Below are 20,150 nucleotides of genomic sequence, written 5' to 3' on the forward strand. Positions count from 1 at the left end.
TAGCTTATAATCGGTTTCCAATGAATCTTGAAGCTTTTATTTTAGGCTGCGGCGGAATGATGCCGCTTCCATATCGACATTTAACATCGGTTTTGCTTCGCCGTGAGGGCGATTTGTTTTTGTTTGATTGCGGGGAGGGGACTCAGGTTGCCCTGCGCCGCCTTAATTTGCGCTGGAAAAGGATTAATGCTATTTTTATAAGCCATACCCATGCCGACCATATAACCGGTCTTCCGGGTCTTCTAATGCTCTCATCTCAAGTTGATAGGGATGAACCTCTTTATATAATAGGGCCTCCCAAGGTTGCCGAATATGTAGAGACCAGCCGGAAAGTTTTAGATATGTATATCAATTATGAGATTATCGTAAAAGAAATAAAGGAGCCGGGCGTAGTTTATTCTACCGGCGAATTTCAGGTACGCTCTTTTTGGCTGGATCATACAAAACCCTGTCTGGGCTACACATTTGAAGAGTTTGAAAGGCCGGGGGAATTTAATCCAGAGGCTGCAAGGGCTTTAAATGTTCCCTGCGGCCCTCTTTGGTCAAAGCTCCAAGGCGGAAATGAAGTAACCTCAGCCGACGGAAAAACAGTCCGGCCAGAAGATGTTATGGGCCCTAAAAGAAAGGGCAGAAAATTCAGCTTTGTAACCGATACAAAATATTTACCCTCCATTGCTCAAGAGGTCAAACATTCCGACTTTTTTGTTTGCGAAGGGATGTTTGAAAAGGGAATGGAAAAGGATGCAGCCGAAAAAAAACACATGACATGCACTCAGGCGGCTCAAATAGCTAAAGATGCTGAGGTAAAAAAGATGGCCCTAATTCATTACAGTCCGAGGTACACCGATAATGAGCTTAAAGTTCTTTTAGATCATGCCAGAGAAGTTTTCCCCGAAACAATCCTTTCAAAAGACAGAATGAATATTCAACTGGAATATGAAGATTAGAAGTTTGTTAAAGTATGCGAAGTTTATCAGTTTTCATCAATAATTATTTCATCAATTGATTTATCCGGGAATACAGTTAAACCTTCTTCGCTTTTAAATAAATCTTTCCTTTTGGCGAATACTGTTATCTCTTTATTCGTGCGGAGGGTTTAATACCCTGTTGCTGCGCAACGTAAGTTCTGCGTCGTAATAAAGGGTATTAAAGCCGACTGCAACCACCTTATAAGAACAACATACCCGGATGCTCTGCGTCGGGGTATGTTGATTTTTTAAAGCTAAACATTCAAGGGCAACACTAATTTCAAAGTTGCAATATGATTCATAAATCAATACAGCTGTTTTTTTCATATCAAGTCTCCATTGAATTCAATTCCATGCTTATTCTTAACTTCCTATCCGCCTTACTTCTTCTATTTTGTCTCTTATGACTGCGGCCTCTTCAAACATGAGCATGTCGGCGTATTCGGCCATTTGAGCTTCTAGTTTTTTGATAAGTTTTTTTCTGTCGGCAGGGTTTAAAATGTTTAGGCTGTTGATGAGGGGGCAGGCTTCTGCAAGGGCCGCTTCTTTTTTAATTTCATTTTCCCGCGTTAAAATATCTTCAATCGCTTTTTTGATTGTCTTGGGTGTTATACCGTGTTCCTTGTTATAGGCTTCCTGAATAGCACGGCGGCGGTTTGTTTCTTCGATGGTTTCTTTCATGGCATCGCTTATCCTGTCGGCATACATAACTACCTTACCGTTTTCGTTTCTGGCTGCCCGCCCTACAATCTGAATAAGACTTGTAGTAGAACGCAAAAAACCTATCTTATCTGCATCGAGAATTCCGATAAAAGAAACTTCGGGTAAGTCGATGCCCTCTCTTAAAAGGTTGATTCCTATAAGTACATCAAATTCTCCTGCACGCAAGCCCTTTAGAATTTCGACACGCTCAATCGTTTCAACTTCGCTGTGGATATATTTTACTTTGAGACCGAGCCCTGTAAGATAATCGGTTAAGTCTTCCGCCATTTTTTTTGTAAGAGTTAGAATTAGACAGCGTTCGTTTAAGGCAATGCGTTTTTTTACCTCCCCATAAATATGTTCCATCTGGCCTTCGCTTTTATGAATCTCGATTATCGGATCCAAAAGGCCTGTAGGGCGTATTACTTGTTCGACAATGCGGGTAGAGTATTTTATTTCTTTAGGGCCGGGGGTTGCGGAAACAAAAACAGCCTGATTCAGCATCTTTTCAAACTCTGCAATTTTTAAGGGACGGTTGTCTAAGGCACACGGAAGACGGAAACCGAAGTCTACAAGATTTTGTTTGCGGCTGCGGTCGCCTTCGTACATTGCTCCCACTTGAGGAAATGTTACATGGCTTTCATCCATGAACAATAAAAAGTCATCGGGAAAATAATGAAAGAGGGTAGCGGGAGGCTCTCCGGGTTTCCGGTTTGCGATTGGGGCCGAGTAGTTTTCGATGCCGGGGCAATAGCCCATTTCGGAAAGCATTTCGATATCGTATTCGGTGCGGGTTTTTAGCCTTTCCGCTTCAAGAAGTTTTCCTTCCTTATTTAAAACATTCAGCCTTTCTTCCAATTCTTTTTTTATCCTTTCAAGAGCATTGGGAATTGCATCTTCGGGCATTACAAAGTGTTTTGCAGGATAAATTGAAAGCTCTTCGTATTCCTGTATTACCTCACCCGAAATCGGATTGAATTTTCTGATGCGTACAATTTCTTCCCAATCGAATTCAAGGCGGTAGGCATCTTCCATGTAGGCCGGAAAAATTTCCATAACATCACCTTTGACGCGGAAGCGGCCTCTTTCAAGGACAGCATCGTTTCTTTCATATTGTAAACTTATCAACTGTTTTTTTAATTTTTCGATTTCGATGCTTTCGCCCTTTTCTATGGTTATGCGTAAGTCCCGCCACGATTCGGGAAGCCCTAAACCGTAAATACAGGAAACGGTGGAAACGACGATTACATCTCGGCGTTCCATAAGGCTGAATGTTGCCGATAGGCGGAGGCGGTCGATCTCGTCATTTATTGAAGCGTCTTTTTCTATATAAAGGTCGCGTGCGGGAACATAGGCTTCAGGCTGATAGTAGTCGTAATATGAAACAAAGTATTCGACGGCATTTTCCGGAAAAAAGGTTTTAAATTCCCTGTAAAGCTGGGCGGCAAGGGTTTTGTTGTGGCTTATGATTAGGGTCGGCTTTTGTACGGCTTGAATAATATTTGCCATTGTAAAAGTTTTTCCCGATCCCGTAACACCTTTTAGCGTTTGGAATTTGTCGCCTGCAATTATTCCGTCCGAAAGAGCTTTGATAGCTTCTCCCTGATCTCCTGAAGGTTTATAATCCGAAATAAGTTTAAACTGCTTCATATTATTTTACCTGTCGTGCCTTTGATTCTTTAAATTGCTCCCCTTCCAGTTTTTCCAAATTTTTAATGAGCTTGCTTGCCGTTAAGCTATAGCTTGCTCCTGCATTATGAGAAGCAAGGCTGTGGGCGAGGCTCCCCGTAATTGCAGCATCAAGAGGCTTATAGCCTTGGGCCAAGAGGGAGCATATAAGGCCTGTAAGCACATCGCCTGAGCCCGCCTTTGAAAGAGAGGGAGAGCCCAGAGTGTTGATAAATATTTTTCCGTTATGGGCTATTAAGGTATTCGCTCCCTTTAGCACAAGTACAAGCTTAGGGAATTTTTTTGAAAAACTTAAGGCCGATGGAAAGCGTTTTTTTTGTATTTCTTCAATGCTTAAATTTCCCAAGTCGGTGATATTTAAAAGCGAAGAAAATTCTTTTGGGTGAGGAGTTAAAACGGTGGCACTTAATTTGGGTAAGATTTTTTTTAGTTCGGCATAATAAAAGATATCCGCATCTAAGACCATTGGCATTGATTGTGTTTCTTTCATTTTTATGATAGAAAAAAGTTCATTATTTTTTCTTCCAAGTCCTTGACCTATTGCGAGGCTTGTAAATTTTTTAACATTGAATTCGCCGGCCTCAAATTTGCCGTCATACATAAAATCGGCTTTTAAGTTTTTAGGCCTTTCCCGATTTTTTCCTACCAATGTTACAAGGCCTGCGCCGAATTCCAAGGCGGCAGAAGCTGCCAAAAGTGCTGCCCCGTTTTTTTCTCCTATAATTATTCCTGCATGACCGAAACTTCCCTTATGGGTGTTTTGTTTTTTTCTTGAAGGGAGAAGCATATCTTCTTTTTCGAGTAAAAAAACATTGGACTTTTCGTTTTGTTCGTATGAGGAGCGGGGGAGACCTAGGTCTATGACCTCGATTTTTCCCGTAATATCCTTTGCCTCATCCGAATAAAAGGCCTGCTTTAAGGCTCCCATCGAAAAGTTCATGTTACATAGAACTGCATTAGGGCTTGCTTCTCCGTCAAGGTTTAAGCCGCTAGGTATATCGCAGGCTATCTTAAAGGCCTTGACCTTATTTATCTTCTCTATTGTTTTTTTATCCTCGGCTTTTAAAAGCCCTTTTAAGCCGGTACCTAAAAATGCATCAAAAAGAATATCCGATTCGGGTAAGATGTTTTTGGCTGTTTTTATATTCAAGGCTTTTAATCTTTCGTATTGTAGTTTACATAGTTCCGATTTTGGCTCTTTTAAAATTATGACATGAATATTAAAATCATCGGCTAAGATTCTCGCAAGAGCGAGCCCGTCTCCGCCGTTGTCGCCTGAGCCGCAGACAATCTGTAGAGTTTTTTTTGCATCTTCTTTTTTTAACGGAAAAAGATTTTTAATTTTTTCTGCGGAACCGCGGGCTGCGTTTTCCATTAAGATTCCGTTTTTTAAATTAAAATCTTCTTCGGCTCTTTTATCCAATTCCTTTAAAGAATAAAAAACATTTTGCATAAGTTCTTTCCCTTTACACCTGCACAAATCTTACAGTCAGATTTGGAATATCTATATCCTCGGCTTTTACATTTATGCGCTCGTTAATCGATAATTCTTTTTTTAATCTCATCTCAGTTTCATATCCGATAGACGGAATGGAAATGCGGGCCGTGTTTTTTATGGTTTCTAAGATTACGGCTTCTCCTTGCCAGTTAGGGTTTTGTAAAAGATAGATCAGAGTCCAGTGTTGCCGCGAGGCTCTTTCGGCATAGGAACAATTTTTGCCTGCAATGTCTCCTGCCGCTATTCTCATAAGAAGGTCATCGGTTTTCATCACCTCTTTTCCGTCGATAAATTTTAAAAGCTGTTGATGGGCGACCAAGTCTCCGTAGCGGCGGAGGGGGCTTGTAACTTGACTGTACGTTGCAATTCCGAGGGCTGAGTGCATTGCAGGAATTGTGCCCACATTCCTCGGCCTCATAGCTTTTCTTTTTCGGTATTCGCCTGCAAGCCCCTCGGGAAGTTTTTTCGGTAATTCTGGAGCTTCCTGACTTACATACTGAAACGGAATATTATTTTTAAAAGCAAAGCGGGCAGCCGCCTCTCCTGCAAGGAGCATCATTTCTTTTACCATCAAAAAAGATTTCGTAAAGTTATACGGGCTTATAAAAACTTTTTGATTTTCATTTTCGGTTTCTACTTTGATTTGAACTTCCGGCATGTCTATCGAAACTGCCCCGGCCGCTTCCCGTTTTTTTCTGTTTTTTTCGGCTATTTCAAAGAGGGGGCTCAGACTTGCACTCATCTTTTCTTCATCGGCCTTTTCAAAACTTATGCAGTTGACTTTTATCTTGGTACGCAAAATATCTACATCGAGAATTTCTGCCGATTCATTTAGCTTAAGTTTAAACGACAGTGCATAAGAGTCATCATGCAGGCCGAGGGCAAAGGCATCGACTGCCGATTCTCCCAACATTCTGGAAACACCTTCAGGGATGTACAAAGTCGCCCCCCGCTTTCTTGCATCCATGTCGCTTTTGGAATCGGGTGTAATGATGTCGGCCGGATTTGCAATATGAATCCATAAGTGTTCTCCGTCAAAGCATACGGCATCGTCGGGATCAGTGCTGCCTTCATTGTCGATGGCATAGGCTGTAAGATGGGTAAGGTCTTCATATTTTTTATTATGCTCAATGGGCGGCAATTCAAGCTTAGGAGAATTTAGCGGATGCTTAAAACGGGTGGGGTAGGGATTTTTTTCTATTTTCCAATATCCAGTCTTAATTAAAATCTTATGGGCCGATTCCGGAGTTTCTTTTAAGTGAGCCTCGCTTAAGAGTTTTGACTTGTCTGTTTTTTCTAAGGCTAGGGCTTCTATTTCCTGCAAAAAATGAGAGTATTTTATTAAGTCGAAAATTTCTTCTTTTTTTTCTTTTATAAATTTTGATAAGCCGGTTATAAATTCTTTACGCTCTTTTTCTTCTGCCTGCTTTTCGGTTTCTTTTTTTAGTGCAGCAGCGGCTATGGCCTCAGCTTCTTCTTTTGTTCTTATTTTAATCGGAAGGTCAGGGCTTTCTGTAATAAAAAGAGGGGAGGCTGAAACTAAAAGCCAAGCCGCCCACATTTGTTCCGGGTTTAAATTTTCCCAAACCAATTCGCTTATTTCAGAGAAGAGGGCGGTTCCTTCTTCAAAAAAATCCGTGGCTTCATTAAAGTCAGGTTCGGGACAGGAAGCGGTTAAAATATTTTTTAATGATGAGGAATTATTTGGAGCCAAAACGGAAAAATCTTTTTCACGCACCTTTTTGATGCCCGTTTCAGTTTCTATTTCAAATTTTCCATCAGCCTGCCCTTTTATAAGAGCCGGACGGTTTTTATATAAGACGATTGCATTTATATTCATTTTTATTCCTCAAAATAAGCCGCTTAAAATAAGCCGCTTAGAATAATTATGCTTAAAATAAGCGGCTTATAATAAGCGGCTTACAATAATTTTAAAATTCAAGTTTTGTTATAGATATTTGCCGTATAAATCCGTTTAAATACAAGACTTGAATCTTGTTAGACTTATAAAAATAGTTTTCACAATCTCCTGCCTTATAAACAGGTTTACCGAAAAAAGTTTCAAAAGATTTTTTTGTTTCTCCTACCCGTAAATCATTTGGCAATGATAAATTAGAATCTGCAAAAATAGAAATTTTTTCTATGTTATTGTTTGTTGCAGTTGAAATAGAAACCTCGGCATTTAAAAAATCGTAATACCACTTTTCAGAAAAATAATTATACTTTATTCCTGAAGGTTTACCCCAATATTCGATTAAATCATCTGTGGTATCTTCGAGCTTAATATTTTTTAAAATTATGGGGCTGTATTTTTCCATAGAGAAAATTAAATTACGTAATTGTTCTCTCACCTTTAATGCCTTACTTGTTTCTCCCAATCCAAAAAGAATTTTCGCATAGTTAAAAATTAGCAGCCTTGTATCGATTATAGTTCCTGCAAATAGAAAGAGCGGGTCGTTTTTTATGATTGAATTTTCTTTTATTAAAGATTCGAAAATCAGTTTTGACTTTGTAAAATCTTTTTGCAAAAGGTAGAGGAGGGAAGCATAGTTGGATGCGGCAATCAGGCTTCCTGTTCCGTTTTCACTTAGGTATGCTTTTTCGGCAAGGGAGAGAGCCAGATTTTTATCATTTATGTTAGGAGAATAAAAAAGAAGCATTGAGTATGAGGATTCCAATCCGGATTCTTCAATCGAATTTAGGTAACTTTTATACGCTCTGACAGCTTCATCATAATCGTTTATGTTTCCCGGAATTGCTTCGGTTTCTTCATTTGTTTGATTTATTAAAAGGCTTTTGGGATCGAAATTTAAAATCTCATAGTTTTGATTTACTGTTTTTGAATCTTGTGCAGCTGCAGGATAGGCGGTTAAAAGTCCTTCGTTTGAAATACCTGATGCCCATTTTTTATGTGTTATTATGGCGGCCAGTCTTTTAAAATACATACTGTTAGGAAAGGCAGTCCGCAGGGCAGAGACTCTTTGCTTTGCATCTTCGATAGCATTTTCATCATCACTTCTGACTGCATCAAGCGCATAGAAAATTTCATCGGCAATAGCTTCTGCCTCATCCTTGTGTTTAAGTAAGTTACTTATGCGCTGTTGAGGTGAAAAATTTTCGATAAAAAAGCTTTCGAATTTTTTTGTATAGTTAGGGTCATTTTGGATTCTTTTTAGGTCTTCAAGATGATTGTAAAAAAGGTTTAAATCATAGCCTGCAAGTTTTAAAAGAATTAAGGTAAAGCTGTCAGCAGTCAAATTATAGCTTTTTAAAAGTTCGCTGTTTTTCTCTCCGCTTCTCCTTGGATCCGAAAAATAGACCAATTTATTGTCAAGGGCAAAAGATGCAGCCGCATTAGCCAAAAAGACTGAAAGCGTTTTTTCTCTTTCCATATTTAGATTTTTTATCCGGCGTGGCGAAGCTGTTAAATTTTCGGCAATCCTGGCTTCTATGTAATCAAAGAGACCGGTGCTGATTAAGATGGTTCCGTCAGGATAAATTCCGCATTTTATTATTTGATTTTCTTCTATAAGAAGACGCATTCTTCCGCGATAAAGCTCATTATTTCTTATGAGCATAAAAAGGGAGGCATTAAGCACTTCCTGCCAAACCCCTAAGTTTTCGGCAGATATTTCGTTGATTGAGGCTGCTGCGATTTCATTTCGGTAAAAATCCATGGCTTCGGCTCTTATTTCTTTAATTGACTTGTCATTTTCTTGGGCAAAACTTTGAGCATAGCCTTGAAAAAGCGTTAAAATGAGAATAAAACAACAAAGTTTCCGCATAATTTTTCCTTTTATCATTTTCACATAATAGCACAATATAGGATTTTTAGCAAGATTTCGTATTGATTTTATCGATGTTATTAATTTTTGATTATGCGTAGTTACTGATACCATTGTCTTTGATTATGCGCAAGGTTATAGCCTTTTACTTCGGTTTTCGGCAGTTATTCTGCTTTCTTCTACTTTAAAAATCAGTCTAAATATGGTAATATAAAAAGACTGGAGGCTTGCATGATCACAAATGTTCAGGAATGTATAAAACCGATTTCATACATAAAGACAAATGCCGCTGATATGATGCATTTTGTGAATGACAGAAAAGAACCGCTTATCATTACGCAAAATGGGGAACCACGGGCAGTTTTGATTGATGTTGAATCGTACCAAGAAATGAAAAATGCGTTCAATTTGTTGAAAATAATTCAACTTTCTGAAAAGGATGTAAAATCCGGAAAAACTAAATCGGCTTCGGAAGTTTTTGCAAATTTGAGAAGGCAGTATAATCTTGGAAATTAAAGAAGTTATTGTTTCTCGGTTTGCAGAAGACGATTTGAATGAAATTGTAGGGTATTATTTTTCTTTAAGTCCGAATTATGTAGAGAAAATAGTTTCTGAATTTGAAAAAAATATTATGTCTTTGCAGAACAACCCTAAGAGCGGAAGGATTGTTCCTGAGCTTGAAAGACAAGGGATTTCACAATACAGGGAATTGATTCAAGGGCACTATAGAATTGTGTATGAAATTTCGGAAGATAAACTAATATTTCATACAATTATTGATGGCAGGAGAAATTTTGAAGATATAATAATTTCAAAATTGTCTCGTTATTATGGAAATAAAACCTAAGGCTCGCTTTAACCGGCAGGGTAAATGATACCTTGAAAAATTCAACAATCAACATCAATAAATACACCTTGATTTTTTCTTATAAGTACGATATATTGTACTTATGAGGAGTTTTGTATGGATGCAATTACATATTCGGATTTACGCCGCAATCTAAAAGCATATATGGACAAAGTTTACAATGACTATGAGCCCTTGATAATATCAAGGAAAAATTCGGAAAATGTTGTTCTTCTATCGGTACGTGAGTATAATAGTCTTATTGAAACCGATTATTTGCTTAAGAACGAGGCGAACGCAGCTCATTTAATAAAATCAATTGAGCAGCATAGAGCTGGGAAAATACAAAAACACGAGTTGCTGGAAGATGAATAAACTCTTTACAGATGAGGCTTGGGCTGATTATATCTATTGGTTTAATACGGATAAAAAAGTTCTTAAAAGAATAAATGATTTGATAAAAGAAATCGAAAGAACGCCGTTTACGGGCAAGGGAAAACCGGAACCGTTAAAATATTCTTTGTCAGGATATTGGTCAAGGCGGATAAATCATGAACATAGAATCGTATATCAAGTAGAAAAGCAGCAGTTAGTGTTTATTTCTTTTAGGTACCACTATGAAAAATAATTTAATCTATTTCTATCTTTTTTCCGGTCTGCTTGATTAAAGACCCAATAATATGTTAAAGTAGACCAATAGAGTTGAAATTATATTCAAAATAAATGGAGGTTTGTAAATGCCTGAATTAAAACGTTTTGATGGCATTGTAATATATCTAATGTTCAATGATATAAAACACCATAATAAACCTCATGTTCATGTTTTCTATGGAGAATTTAGAGCTTCTGTTGCCATTGATGGAACAATTTTGGCCGGAGAAATGCCTGCAAAGCAGTTAAAATCAGTTCAGAATTGGCTTAAAAGAAATGAAGAAAAAGCATACGCAGCATGGAATCTTGCTGTTCAAAATAAGCATTTTGATAAAATAGATTCATAAATAAGGAGGTTTTGCAATGCACGAAAAAAATGGAATTGTATATTCAGATAATCCGGAGCCGATGCTTACTGTACTTGAGATAAAGCATATGTACAGCGGAGTTTATATGGTAAAATTCTCTAATGATCAAATACGTCTTTTTGATTCAACTATTTTGAAAGGAGAAGTTTTTGAACCTTTAAGTAGACCTGAAATTTATGAAAATCCTATGTTAAAGTATGGAATTGTTACTTGGAATAATGGACAAATTGATTGTTCTCCGGAATATATGTATAAAAATAGTTATGAGTATAATAAATCAGAGATTGTTGTAGCCTGATTTCTATCTTTTTTCCCGTCTGCTTGATTAAAGGTGCTATAATATGTTAGAGTAGGCCAATGGTAAAAGCTGTTTTTGCAGGGTCTTTTGATCCGCCCACCTTCGGGCATTTAAATGTAATTGAAAGAGCTCAAAAGATATTCACCGAGGTACATGTAGTAATCGCAGTAAATAACAACAAAAACTATTTATTTTCGGGCGAAGAGCGTAAACATATGATGGAAGAACTGACCCAAAAATGGGATAATGTTTTTGTAAATACTTGGAATTCGCTGATAGTAAACTATGCCGAAAAAATCGGTGCCAATGTTTTAATTCGCGGAGTACGGAATGTTTCCGATTTTTCCTATGAATTCGATCTAGCCGTTATGAATAAAGGCTTAAATCAGAAGATAGAAACCGTTTTTATGGTTCCCGACACAAAGTACTTTGTATTGCGTTCAAGCTCCATAAAAGAATTGGCAGCCTTCGGCGGAAACCTTTCAGGTATGATTCCTCCCATAGTCGAAAAGGCCTTAAAGGAAAAAATAGAGGAAATATAAAACCGTTTGCGTAGGGGGTATAGATGTTTATTATAGAAATTTTAGTTCCCTGTTTCCTTTTGGTGTGGTCTATTTCATCTTTTTTAGGGTATTTATACACCCGTTATTTAATAGATAAATACGATAGGGCCGTATTACCCGGATGCCGTATTAATGCCCAAAAATATCAGTGGAGCTCAAAACAGGTTTGGGAAGACTCTTTTACCCTGCTTTCCGGCTTGTGGTTAAAATTTTTTTGTATCTTTGCACCTATAAGCCTGATTATTGATAGTCTTTGGCTCTTCCTTAAATCCTTCCGCTTATATATCTCGATAGCCGGAGGCCTGTTTTTTCTAATTTTTATGCTTATATTTATAATAAAGGGAATAAAAATACACAAATCTTTTTGCTTAAAAGGATGGTTTTGGACTTCTTATAATACGGGAAAATCAAACGGAATTAAGGTGATTTAAGAGATTAAAAAAATACTCATATTTATTTGCTAAAACATGGAAAAATACTAAGATTTTTGTTATAATAAAATATAGAGTTCCAATAAGGAGGCTAGTATGATCTATGAAACAATATTTGAACAGATAAAATCTGTTCCTAATGAATGTCTTGCAGATATTGAGGAGTATATTGGTTATGTGATGTACCGCCACAAAAAAAATATGTATGAGACTAAACATAATGATTTATCTAAATATTTTGGAAGTATAAAAATAAATAAAGATGTGCTTGAAATACAGAAGGAAATGCGTAATGAATGGAATTGATTACATAGCAGATACAAATGCTATTATTTATCTGCTTTCAGGTAATCTATGCATGAAACCGTATATTTCAAAAAGGCTGGGTATATCAATTATTTCGGAAATGGAAATACTTTCTTTTTCCGGTATGACGGATGCTGATGAAAAATGTATAATGTCTTTTGTAAATGATTGTATTGTTTTGGAATTATCGGAAAAAATAAAAAATCATGCGATTATGTTACGCCGTATTTGTAAAATAAAACTTCCTGACGCTATTGCTGCGGCTACAGCAATAGAGTATAGTCTCCCCTTAATTACTGCGGATAAAAATTTTAGACAGATTCCCGGAATTGATCTTATACTCATTGAACCGATTTTGTCATAGTTTTTTCTCCCTCATTATAAAATAGTAAAGGCCTGCAATAAGATAAAGACAGGCAGAACTTATAAAAAATGAGCCGATTTTGATAAGGCCTGCTGTAATTCCTCCGGCTAAGAAAAAAAGAATGTTGAGGCTGTAAAACAAAAAAAATCGGAATTTGTCTTTTTTGCCCCTAAGGCACATAGCTAGGGCAAAGGCAGCATCTGTAAGGTAGCCTGTTATGTGGGTGGTTCTTACAAGGATATCTCCATAGAAGATAAACATGGCGTTTTGAACTCCGGCTGCAAAACTTAGGGCAGATACTTTGAGGATTTGGGGTGTTTTAAGCAATGCCAAACTTAAAAATATCATAGCCAGGCCCATCAGCAAAATGCCGTATCTTTTCTTTAATCCGAATTTTCTTTGGTGGAATAAAAGTCCTGATACGAAGGCTCCCGCAAAAAACGCAAGAATCGTCGAAGCGATTATAAAAACTTCCGCTATGTTTCTGTGTGCAATCGAAAGGGCAAGATGACTTACATTCCCCGTATGGTGGCTTACAGGCAAAGAAAAGCTGCGGATTGCTCCTACATTTATAAACCCCGATAAGAAGGTTAAAAAGGCTATCCAGACTTTAAATCGCCGGTCTTTTAATGTGTCGGTCATAATTAACCTATCGGCCTAAAATCCGGCAGCTTGTTTTAAGAACCGGTTTTATAATCAGCTTATAAATAAGCGGCTTATTTTTCTGCATCAAGAATACTATTGTATATCGAAGAATATTCTTCTCTGCCTTTTTCCGTTTCGAATCTGGATGCCCTTTCTCTTAAAAGGAGCTTTACAGCATAGGCAAAAATTCCGTCTGAAGAGAAGTTTTCGGCCCCTCTTACCGTATCGGCTGCCTGAAACCTTGCATTATCCAAAAAAGTTTCGGCTTCAAGAGGATTTTGAATTGAAGCTGCTGTTCTTGCAATTTGTACAGGTGTAAAAGCCGAAGAAAGCAAAACTCTTTCGTTATAGGAAATAGGAGCTTCCCATTTTAGCTTTGCCGAGCGCACCTGCTCGAGGGCTATTCTAAGAGAACGCTCAAAATCATACCACTTATCCAAATAGGCGGAGCCTGTGCTTTTTTCTTCTCTTGGAGGCTCAAGGGATAGGTTTTCCAAAATTTGAGCATCTTTTTTTGAAAGAGAACGCAAAGCCAGTTCTTTAAAGGCTTTAAAGCTCATAGGAGGCTGTAGATTAGGAAAAATTGAAGGCAGTTGAGCCGTCAAATAATAGTAGGAGGCCACCTTTTAAAGCTCCTTTGCCGCATTCTTTAAAATTTCGGCTGTTTTGGGGCTTAGATATGACGAGAATAAATCTGCAACGGCTTCTGCCGAGAAGTCGTAATAGGCAGCTCCGTCCTTAGTTCCGATTCTAAATCCGCCTGATATCTTGCTGTCGGCTTTAAGTTCCATGCCCTTAGCAATATGATCTTTTAAGGCTGCGCTTAAAGAGGATTCAAGCTCTTTAAGATCCTTGTCTGCAAGAATTACGGATAAATTCTCGGTATTGCCGGTTTTTACCCAGCCCTTGACTGCTTCTGGAATCAGATTTTTTAGAACTGCGGAATCGTAATTTTTGGCTGTTTCAGCCTTTATAATGGCATTAAGTTCATTTAAAAGACCCTGTCTGAATGAAATTAGTGTATTTCTGCCGGCTTGGTCTATTGAAGATTCGGCAGCTTTTTGGAATCTAAGAGCTTCCGCTTCTGCCTTTTTTATGCTTTCCTGAGCCTCAGCTTCAGCCTTTTCGATAATATTTTTTGCTTTTTCCTCTGCTGCTCTGATAATTTCGGCAGCTTTTTCATCGGCAGCGGCAACTCCGTCTTTTTTGATTTTATCAACAAGCTCTTGTAATTGAACTTCCATATATGTCTCCTTAACAAAGTTATGCTTTCATTATTGTAACAAAAAAAGAAATTATTAGCAAGATGGGCCTTGACAAATTTTTTAAATTTATTATAATGATAGATGAACATATGAGCATTTGTTCATATGAATAGGTGATAAAATATGATGGAAGATGATGAAATAGGTATTTCGGATGAAGAAACCGTGGCTCATGCAAGGGCTAAGATGCCTGATGAGCAGACAATGAGCGATTTAGGAGACTTTTTTAAAAACTTCGGCGATTCTACCCGTATTAAAATTGTTTCCGCTCTTATTTCAGGGGAGCTCTGTGTTGCTGATCTTGCTGAAGTTTTAGAAATGTCGGCTTCGGCCGTTTCTCACCAGCTTAGAATTTTAAGGCAGGCTAAGATAGTAAAAAGCCGCCGTAACGGAAAACAGGTTTATTATACAATCGATGACAACCATGTCGGAATTCTATATTCCGTAGGTTTGGAACACATCAGGGAGGGCAGGTAAATGGATTTTAAAAAAGAAAATGAACACAAGCATGAAGAACATCATGAACATTGCGGACTAGGCCATGAAGAACATCACGAGCACAACGGCTGTGACGAACATGACCATAGCGGACACGGCCACCACGAGCATGACCACGATGAACATTGTTCCTGCGGGCATAAAGAAGAAAAAGATTGCCGTATGCGTGGACATGACCACCACGATCATCACGAACATGACCACAGCGGACACGGCCATTACGAGCATAAGCACGATGAGCACTGTTCTTGCGGGCATGACCACCACGATCATCATGGACACGATCATTCAGGCTGCGGCTGTGAACATCATCACGGCTCCTCAAAAGAGATGGTAGTGCAGTTCGGTATTTCGGCCTTGTTTTTTGCTGCAGGTATTCTTGGCCGAATTTTTTTTGACGAAGCCGGAATACAAATTAAAAATTTCTATGTTGCCGTTTCGACTGTTTTATTTGTTATAGCTTGGTTGGTTGCAGGTTATAAAGTCTTGTTGACTTCGGTAAAAAATATTTTAAAAGGTCGAGTTTTTGATGAAAATTTTTTGATGTCGGTTGCAACAATCGGTGCCTTTATTTTAGGAGATTGGACTGAGGGTGCCGCCGTTATGCTTTTTTATAATTTAGGTGAAGTTGTTCAACATTCTGCCGTCGAAAAATCGAGACGTTCAATCATAGATCTTATGGACCTCCGCCCGGACTTTGCCCGCCTTTATGATTCCGATTCTAAAGAAAAACTTGTAGATCCTGCAAGCGTAAAAATCGGTTCCTTGGTTCTTGTAAAAGCAGGTGAAAAAATCCCCTTGGACGGCATTATTTATGAAGGAAGTGCCGAACTTGATACTTCATCTATGACGGGAGAAAGCCTTCCGCGTACTGCAGAAAAGGACAGCCCCGTACTTGCAGGCTTTGTAAACTTAACTGGAGTCATAACGGTAAAGACAACAGCTTCCTTAGAAAATACCGCTGCCTCAAAGATGCTTGAGCTGATTGAGTCCGCACAAAATAGGAAGGCTAGGGTAGAACGTTTTATTACCTCTTTTGCAAAGGTTTACACTCCTATCGTTACGATAGGCGCTGTTCTTCTTTCGGTTTTACCGCCTCTTTTAAGTGCACTTATTTTTTCATCGCCTATTAACGGCTGGGAAAGTTTTGCTCCTTGGGTTTCACGAGGCCTTGTATTTTTGGTAATTTCTTGCCCTTGTGCCTTTGTTATTTCTGTTCCGCTGGGCTATTTCGGAGGAATAGGAGGGGCAGCAAAACGGGGCATACTGATTAAAGGGGCCGATTACATAGATTCTCTTTCGAAGGCCGATGCCGTTGTCTTCGATAAAACCGGAACTCTTACTAAGGGTGTTCTAAAGGTTATGACCTTAATGCCTGCGGAAAATGTAGAAAAGTATGAGTTTTTAAGATTGGCCGCCCTTACCGAATTTAATTCTCATCATCCGATAGCTAAAGCCGTTCAAGATTGTGCCCTAATTAATTTGTCTGAAGAGGTAACAAAAACTTTTGTAACTACCGAACTTACAGATTATTATGAAAAGGCCGGAAAAGGCATCTCGGTAAATTACAAGGGAAAGATTCTTTTAGCCGGCAAAAATTCCTTTATAAGCGAAAACATAGGAAAAGAAATTCCTTTATACGGGGATGAGATAGGCGGAACTCAAGTTTATGCCGCTTATGACGGTGAGTACATAGGCTGCTTGATTTTAACCGATACGCTTAAAAATGAAGCAAGGGAAGCTATATCCGATCTAAATAAATTGGGGCTTTCGAGGGTCGAAATACTTACCGGCGATAATGAAAAATCGGCCAAAAAGATTGCAGAAGATTTGGGTATAAAAAATTACACCTCAATGCTTTTGCCGCATGAAAAGGTTTCAAGATTTGAGGAAATTTCCGATGAAGTAAAAGCTAAGGATAAGAAGGCTTCGGTTATCTTTGTAGGGGACGGTATAAACGATGCCCCCGTATTAGCCCGTTCGGATGTAGGCATAGCTATGGGAGGCATAGGAAGCGATGCAGCCATTGAAGCGGCTGATGTTGTTCTTATGAACGATAATCCCCGCCTTGTTGCCTCCGCCATAAAGCAGGCAAGGTTTACCCGAAGAATAGTTTGGCAAAATATAGCCTTGGCTTTCGGTATAAAAATCGGCTTTTTAACCTTGGGAGCTCTAGGTCTTGCAAATCTTTGGGCAGCCGTATTTGCGGATGTCGGAGTTGCCTTATTGGCCGTATTTAATTCTTTAAGGGCAAAAAGATAGACTCAAGCCAGGCTTATGCCATGCTTACGCCACGCTCACTATAAAATAGATTAGGAAAAAACCGGTTTGAGATCTGTTTGGATTTTGAACCGGTTTTTTATTGTTCTATAAAATGAGTCTGTTTTATAAACTCGAGAATTTTTATGATACCCTTTGCAGTGTTTAAAATAAGCATTATTAGACTCTTGCAGAACTTTAAAAAATGGTTTAAAATCGGATTATATTTAAATATTGTGTTTTTAATTAAGGAGAATTTTATGGAAAAAGTTAGTGTAAAGGTTCCGCCTCCGCCAAAACAAATTCTGATTTTGGATTTATTTACCAATATTGGCTGGATTGCAGGCAATTTTGCTACCTCTATATTTGTTGGAAATTCCGTTAATTTGAGTTCCATTGTTACTTCAAAGACTTTTATAATAGGAATTCTTATTGCAATTTTAAGCCCCTTTGTGAAACAAAAGATTTTTTTTCCTTCAATTATAGATTGGGAAAAAAATCCTGAAAGAGCAAAAAAAAATATATTGATGTATGAAACCTTTTTATTGGTGATTCCCTTACTTTTTGCCTGTATCGTACCTATTATTTCTTTGGAAATTGGAATTATAGACGAAATGGGGCTTTTTTTATCGTCTCTTTTCAGTACCGTAGGAAATATACTTTTGCTTGGAACTATATTTTCTTCAAGCACTATTCGAGCTTTTGAGAAATGGGTTTCCTTTATTCCCGTAGAAGAAAAGTATTTATCCTTTTCTATGATAAAAAAAATTACTATTGCGACTATTACTTGTATTATAGCCGTCATTCTTCTTGTTCTAGCTCCTATAGTCAGATTCCAAAATCAAAATATTCATATCCGGCTTATAAATTCCGTTTTGCCCTTGTTTATTTACGGACTGATTTTGTCTGTTTTGAGTCTGGGCATTATAGTAAAATCTATTGAAGTTCGAATTTTTTTGATTCAAAGAATAGTAAAAGATTTGGCTGATGGAAATTATAAACGTGAGCCTGTTGCAAGCTGGAATAGGGATGAAATAGCTGTTTTGCTTGTTGATATAGGGAAACTTTTAAGCTTCAATAAGAAGTTTTTTACAGAGCTTAATGAAAGTGTTAACCTTTCAGGCGAAACAGCTGAATTTCTTTCAACTAACATGGATAAGACTTCCGTTGCAGTTAGCAAGATTACCGATAATATCTTGTCAGCCAGAAATCATATTCAAACTCAATCTTCCGGTGTTTTAAAAATGCAGGAGACTTTAAAACAAATGGATGCTGGTATAGAAAGTTTAGGAAAGAATATTGAAAGTCAATCAGCTGCAGTTACGCAGTCGGTTGCAACCATAGAAGAAATGGTTTCAAATATCCAGTCTGTAACAAAAACTGTAAAAGATAATGTAGAGTCCATCGAAAAATTAAATGCTTCTGCAGATTCGGGTAACCAAGCAGTCGTGACGGCACATACGATAGCTAAAAATATTACCGATGATTCAGACGGCCTTTTAGAAGCGTCCAGCGTTATTCAGCATATTGCAAGTCAAACAAATTTGCTTGCGATGAATGCAGCTATTGAGGCAGCCCATGCAGGAGAATCGGGAAAGGGCTTTGCCGTAGTTGCAGATGAAATTCGCAAACTTGCAGAGGAGTCCAGCGTTCAAGGTAAAACAATTACCGCCGTATTAAATAACTTAAAAGCTAAAATTGAAGGGCTGAATTCTGCTGCTGAAACAACAGAAATTCAATTTGCAGAAATAATGAAAATTCTTTCAACGGTAAATAACGGCAGTACTTCCATAATGCATGCTATGACAGAGCAAAGTTCGGGAAGTAGCCAGGTTTTAGATGCCATAAAAGAAATAAGCGATATAACTTACGATGTAAAAAACGGATCCTTGGAAATACTTAAAGGCAATACCGAGGTCAGCAAAGAAATTTCAAAACTGGTGGAAATTTCGCATATGATAGACCACAGTATGAGCAGCATTGGAAGTGATACAAGTCAAATAAATGAAATAGTAAGTCAGGTAAGTGCAATAAGCGGAAAGAACAAAGATGCTGTTGCTAAGGTTATGAAGTACTTGTCAGAGCTAAGTTTTTAGGTTTGTTAAATCCAGCTTGAATAAACCTTTGGCCGCCCTCCTAAAGTTTTCAGGAAGGGGGGCGGTAATCTCCTTTGGTAATTTATCCGAAAATGATTCTTTAAAGGTTAGCTTATAGGCGTGTAGAAAATATGTAATTTTTTTCGGCAAATTTTCCGAAAATACTTTTTGCTGCTTTGATCCGTATTTTTTGTCGTTTAAAAGAGGGGTGCCGAATTGGGAGCATTGTATTCTTATTTGATGCTTTCTTCCGGTTATAAGATTAAAAAGCACAAGGCTTAAATTTTCTTTTTTTGAAAATTCAAGAACTCTTATAAGGCAAAGGCATTCTTTTCCGTCAATTCGGCTTTTAAATTCGTTTAAAGCCGGCTTTCCCTCGGTTATTCCTATGTATAATTTATCTATCTTTCCTTCTTGCATGGCCTTTGAAAAATCTTGGGCGCCTTTTAAACTTTGGGAAAAGGCTAGAATCCCGCTTGTATCCTTATCCAGTCTATGAAGTGCTCCTGTTTTAAAGGAAAGACTTTTTTCTTTTGGAGGAAAATATTTCGAAACAGCTTCACAAAGGCTTTTTTCCCCATGCACAAGCTCTCCTGCTTTTTTATTTATAAAGAGTAAGTCATCGGTTTTTAATAAGACATCAGGTTTTGAAACTAAAAAATTCGTATGAGACTCGCCGCCTGAGCCGGTTAAAGCAAATAGGCTCAAATCCATTTCAATTTTATCGCCTTTTTGGGTTAAATAGGCTCCTTTTTCTTTTTTACCGTTTACCCTTATTTTGCCTTTGCGTATTGCCGAGTATATGAGTGAAAGGGATGCCTTTTCTAAAAATTTCCGTATTACGCGGTCCAATCGCCTGCCTGAATCATCTTCATCTATATAAAAAATTTTATTTTCTTTACTCATTTTTACATTAT

General features: G+C 37.9%; 23 protein-coding genes. 14 read left to right on the forward strand and 9 right to left on the reverse strand.

Going from position 1 to position 20,150, the window contains the following annotated elements; genetic code table 11:
* The first annotated feature begins 20 nt into the window (after nt 1-20).
* A complete protein-coding gene (locus tag E4N74_RS03245; protein ID WP_255818841.1) occupies nt 21-947 on the forward strand; it encodes a ribonuclease Z in 927 nt (308 codons plus the stop codon).
* Between the two features lie 132 nt (nt 948-1,079).
* Here the strand turns inward: E4N74_RS03245 and E4N74_RS03250 are convergent, their stop codons facing one another.
* The 5 genes from E4N74_RS03250 to E4N74_RS03270 form a co-directional block, all read right to left on the reverse strand.
* Entirely contained in the window at nt 1,080-1,295 is a 216-nt protein-coding gene (locus E4N74_RS03250) for a hypothetical protein (protein ID WP_255806134.1), read from the reverse strand.
* 36 nt (nt 1,296-1,331) lie between these two features.
* The gene (gene uvrB / locus E4N74_RS03255; RefSeq protein WP_255818842.1) at nt 1,332-3,320 is read right to left on the reverse strand and encodes an excinuclease ABC subunit UvrB; all 1,989 of its coding nucleotides are present in this window, start codon (nt 3,318-3,320) and stop codon (nt 1,332-1,334) included.
* 1 nt (nt 3,321) lies between these two features.
* Nucleotides 3,322-4,812, reverse strand: a complete 1,491-nt coding sequence (locus E4N74_RS03260) for an NAD(P)H-hydrate dehydratase (protein WP_255818845.1) — start codon at nt 4,810-4,812, stop codon at nt 3,322-3,324.
* Nucleotides 4,813-4,825: 13 nt separating this feature from the next.
* Nucleotides 4,826-6,697 (reverse strand): ribonuclease catalytic domain-containing protein, encoded by a 1,872-nt coding sequence (locus tag E4N74_RS03265; RefSeq protein ID WP_255818846.1) that lies wholly within the window; start codon nt 6,695-6,697, stop codon nt 4,826-4,828.
* A gap of 91 nt (nt 6,698-6,788) precedes the next feature.
* Entirely contained in the window at nt 6,789-8,660 is a 1,872-nt protein-coding gene (locus tag E4N74_RS03270) for a hypothetical protein (RefSeq protein ID WP_255818847.1), read from the reverse strand.
* A gap of 213 nt (nt 8,661-8,873) precedes the next feature.
* Here E4N74_RS03270 and E4N74_RS03275 point away from each other — a divergent pair, with 213 nt between their 5' ends.
* The 10 genes from E4N74_RS03275 (at nt 8,874) to E4N74_RS03320 (ending at nt 12,470) form a co-directional block, all read left to right on the forward strand.
* Entirely contained in the window at nt 8,874-9,158 is a 285-nt protein-coding gene (locus tag E4N74_RS03275; protein ID WP_255818848.1) for a type II toxin-antitoxin system Phd/YefM family antitoxin, read from the forward strand.
* Nucleotides 9,148-9,489, forward strand: coding sequence for a type II toxin-antitoxin system RelE/ParE family toxin (locus tag E4N74_RS03280; protein ID WP_049992356.1), 342 nt, complete (start codon nt 9,148-9,150; stop codon nt 9,487-9,489). Before E4N74_RS03275 ends, E4N74_RS03280 begins: the two co-directional genes overlap by 11 nt.
* Nucleotides 9,490-9,606: 117 nt before the next feature.
* Entirely contained in the window at nt 9,607-9,864 is a 258-nt protein-coding gene (locus E4N74_RS03285) for a type II toxin-antitoxin system Phd/YefM family antitoxin (protein ID WP_255818849.1), read from the forward strand.
* The gene (locus tag E4N74_RS03290; RefSeq protein WP_255818851.1) at nt 9,857-10,117 is read left to right on the forward strand and encodes a Txe/YoeB family addiction module toxin; all 261 of its coding nucleotides are present in this window, start codon (nt 9,857-9,859) and stop codon (nt 10,115-10,117) included. The genes E4N74_RS03285 and E4N74_RS03290 overlap by 8 nt, the downstream gene beginning before the upstream one ends.
* Nucleotides 10,118-10,226: 109 nt before the next feature.
* Complete coding sequence (locus E4N74_RS03295) at nt 10,227-10,487, forward strand: DUF4160 domain-containing protein (protein WP_002668741.1); 261 nt, start codon at nt 10,227-10,229, stop codon at nt 10,485-10,487.
* Between the two features lie 16 nt (nt 10,488-10,503).
* Nucleotides 10,504-10,806 carry a DUF2442 domain-containing protein gene (locus E4N74_RS03300; RefSeq protein ID WP_255818854.1) on the forward strand — a complete coding sequence of 101 codons (303 nt, stop codon included), beginning with the start codon at nt 10,504-10,506 and terminating at the stop codon, nt 10,804-10,806.
* A 59-nt stretch (nt 10,807-10,865) separates the two neighbouring features.
* Nucleotides 10,866-11,348, forward strand: coding sequence for a pantetheine-phosphate adenylyltransferase (gene coaD / locus E4N74_RS03305; RefSeq protein WP_255818872.1), 483 nt, complete (start codon nt 10,866-10,868; stop codon nt 11,346-11,348).
* Between the two features lie 23 nt (nt 11,349-11,371).
* A complete protein-coding gene (locus E4N74_RS03310; RefSeq protein ID WP_255818873.1) occupies nt 11,372-11,800 on the forward strand; it encodes a hypothetical protein in 429 nt (142 codons plus the stop codon).
* A 96-nt stretch (nt 11,801-11,896) separates the two neighbouring features.
* Nucleotides 11,897-12,106 carry a hypothetical protein gene (locus E4N74_RS03315; protein ID WP_255818874.1) on the forward strand — a complete coding sequence of 70 codons (210 nt, stop codon included), beginning with the start codon at nt 11,897-11,899 and terminating at the stop codon, nt 12,104-12,106.
* Complete coding sequence (locus tag E4N74_RS03320; RefSeq protein ID WP_255818876.1) at nt 12,093-12,470, forward strand: type II toxin-antitoxin system VapC family toxin; 378 nt, start codon at nt 12,093-12,095, stop codon at nt 12,468-12,470. The genes E4N74_RS03315 and E4N74_RS03320 overlap by 14 nt, the downstream gene beginning before the upstream one ends.
* Here E4N74_RS03320 and E4N74_RS03325 read toward each other — a convergent pair.
* The 3 genes from E4N74_RS03325 to E4N74_RS03335 form a co-directional block, all read right to left on the reverse strand.
* Complete coding sequence (locus E4N74_RS03325; protein ID WP_255818878.1) at nt 12,465-13,112, reverse strand: YoaK family protein; 648 nt, start codon at nt 13,110-13,112, stop codon at nt 12,465-12,467. The two genes, E4N74_RS03320 and E4N74_RS03325, sit on opposite strands and share 6 nt — an antisense overlap.
* Nucleotides 13,113-13,186: 74 nt before the next feature.
* A complete protein-coding gene (locus E4N74_RS03330; protein ID WP_255818880.1) occupies nt 13,187-13,738 on the reverse strand; it encodes a hypothetical protein in 552 nt (183 codons plus the stop codon).
* Nucleotides 13,739-13,741: 3 nt separating this feature from the next.
* Nucleotides 13,742-14,359 (reverse strand): V-type ATP synthase subunit E, encoded by a 618-nt coding sequence (locus E4N74_RS03335; protein ID WP_255818881.1) that lies wholly within the window; start codon nt 14,357-14,359, stop codon nt 13,742-13,744.
* 144 nt (nt 14,360-14,503) lie between these two features.
* Between E4N74_RS03335 and E4N74_RS03340 the strand changes: the two genes are divergently transcribed.
* The 3 genes from E4N74_RS03340 (at nt 14,504) to E4N74_RS03350 (ending at nt 19,233) form a co-directional block, all read left to right on the forward strand.
* Nucleotides 14,504-14,857, forward strand: coding sequence for an ArsR/SmtB family transcription factor (locus E4N74_RS03340; protein ID WP_044979057.1), 354 nt, complete (start codon nt 14,504-14,506; stop codon nt 14,855-14,857).
* Complete coding sequence (locus E4N74_RS03345) at nt 14,858-17,140, forward strand: heavy metal translocating P-type ATPase (protein WP_255818883.1); 2,283 nt, start codon at nt 14,858-14,860, stop codon at nt 17,138-17,140. It begins immediately after the preceding gene.
* A 257-nt stretch (nt 17,141-17,397) separates the two neighbouring features.
* Complete coding sequence (locus tag E4N74_RS03350) at nt 17,398-19,233, forward strand: methyl-accepting chemotaxis protein (RefSeq protein WP_255818885.1); 1,836 nt, start codon at nt 17,398-17,400, stop codon at nt 19,231-19,233.
* On the opposite strand, the gene E4N74_RS03355 is transcribed toward E4N74_RS03350, so the two are convergent.
* On the reverse strand, nt 19,222-20,139 hold the full coding sequence (locus tag E4N74_RS03355) for an RluA family pseudouridine synthase (protein WP_044979781.1): 918 nt from the start codon (nt 20,137-20,139) through the stop codon (nt 19,222-19,224). The genes E4N74_RS03350 and E4N74_RS03355 overlap by 12 nt on opposite strands.
* Nucleotides 20,140-20,150: the final 11 nt, after the last annotated feature.

Origin of the sequence: Treponema putidum, from assembly GCF_024401155.1 — a bacterium.
GTDB classification, from domain to species: domain Bacteria; phylum Spirochaetota; class Spirochaetia; order Treponematales; family Treponemataceae; genus Treponema_B; species Treponema_B putidum.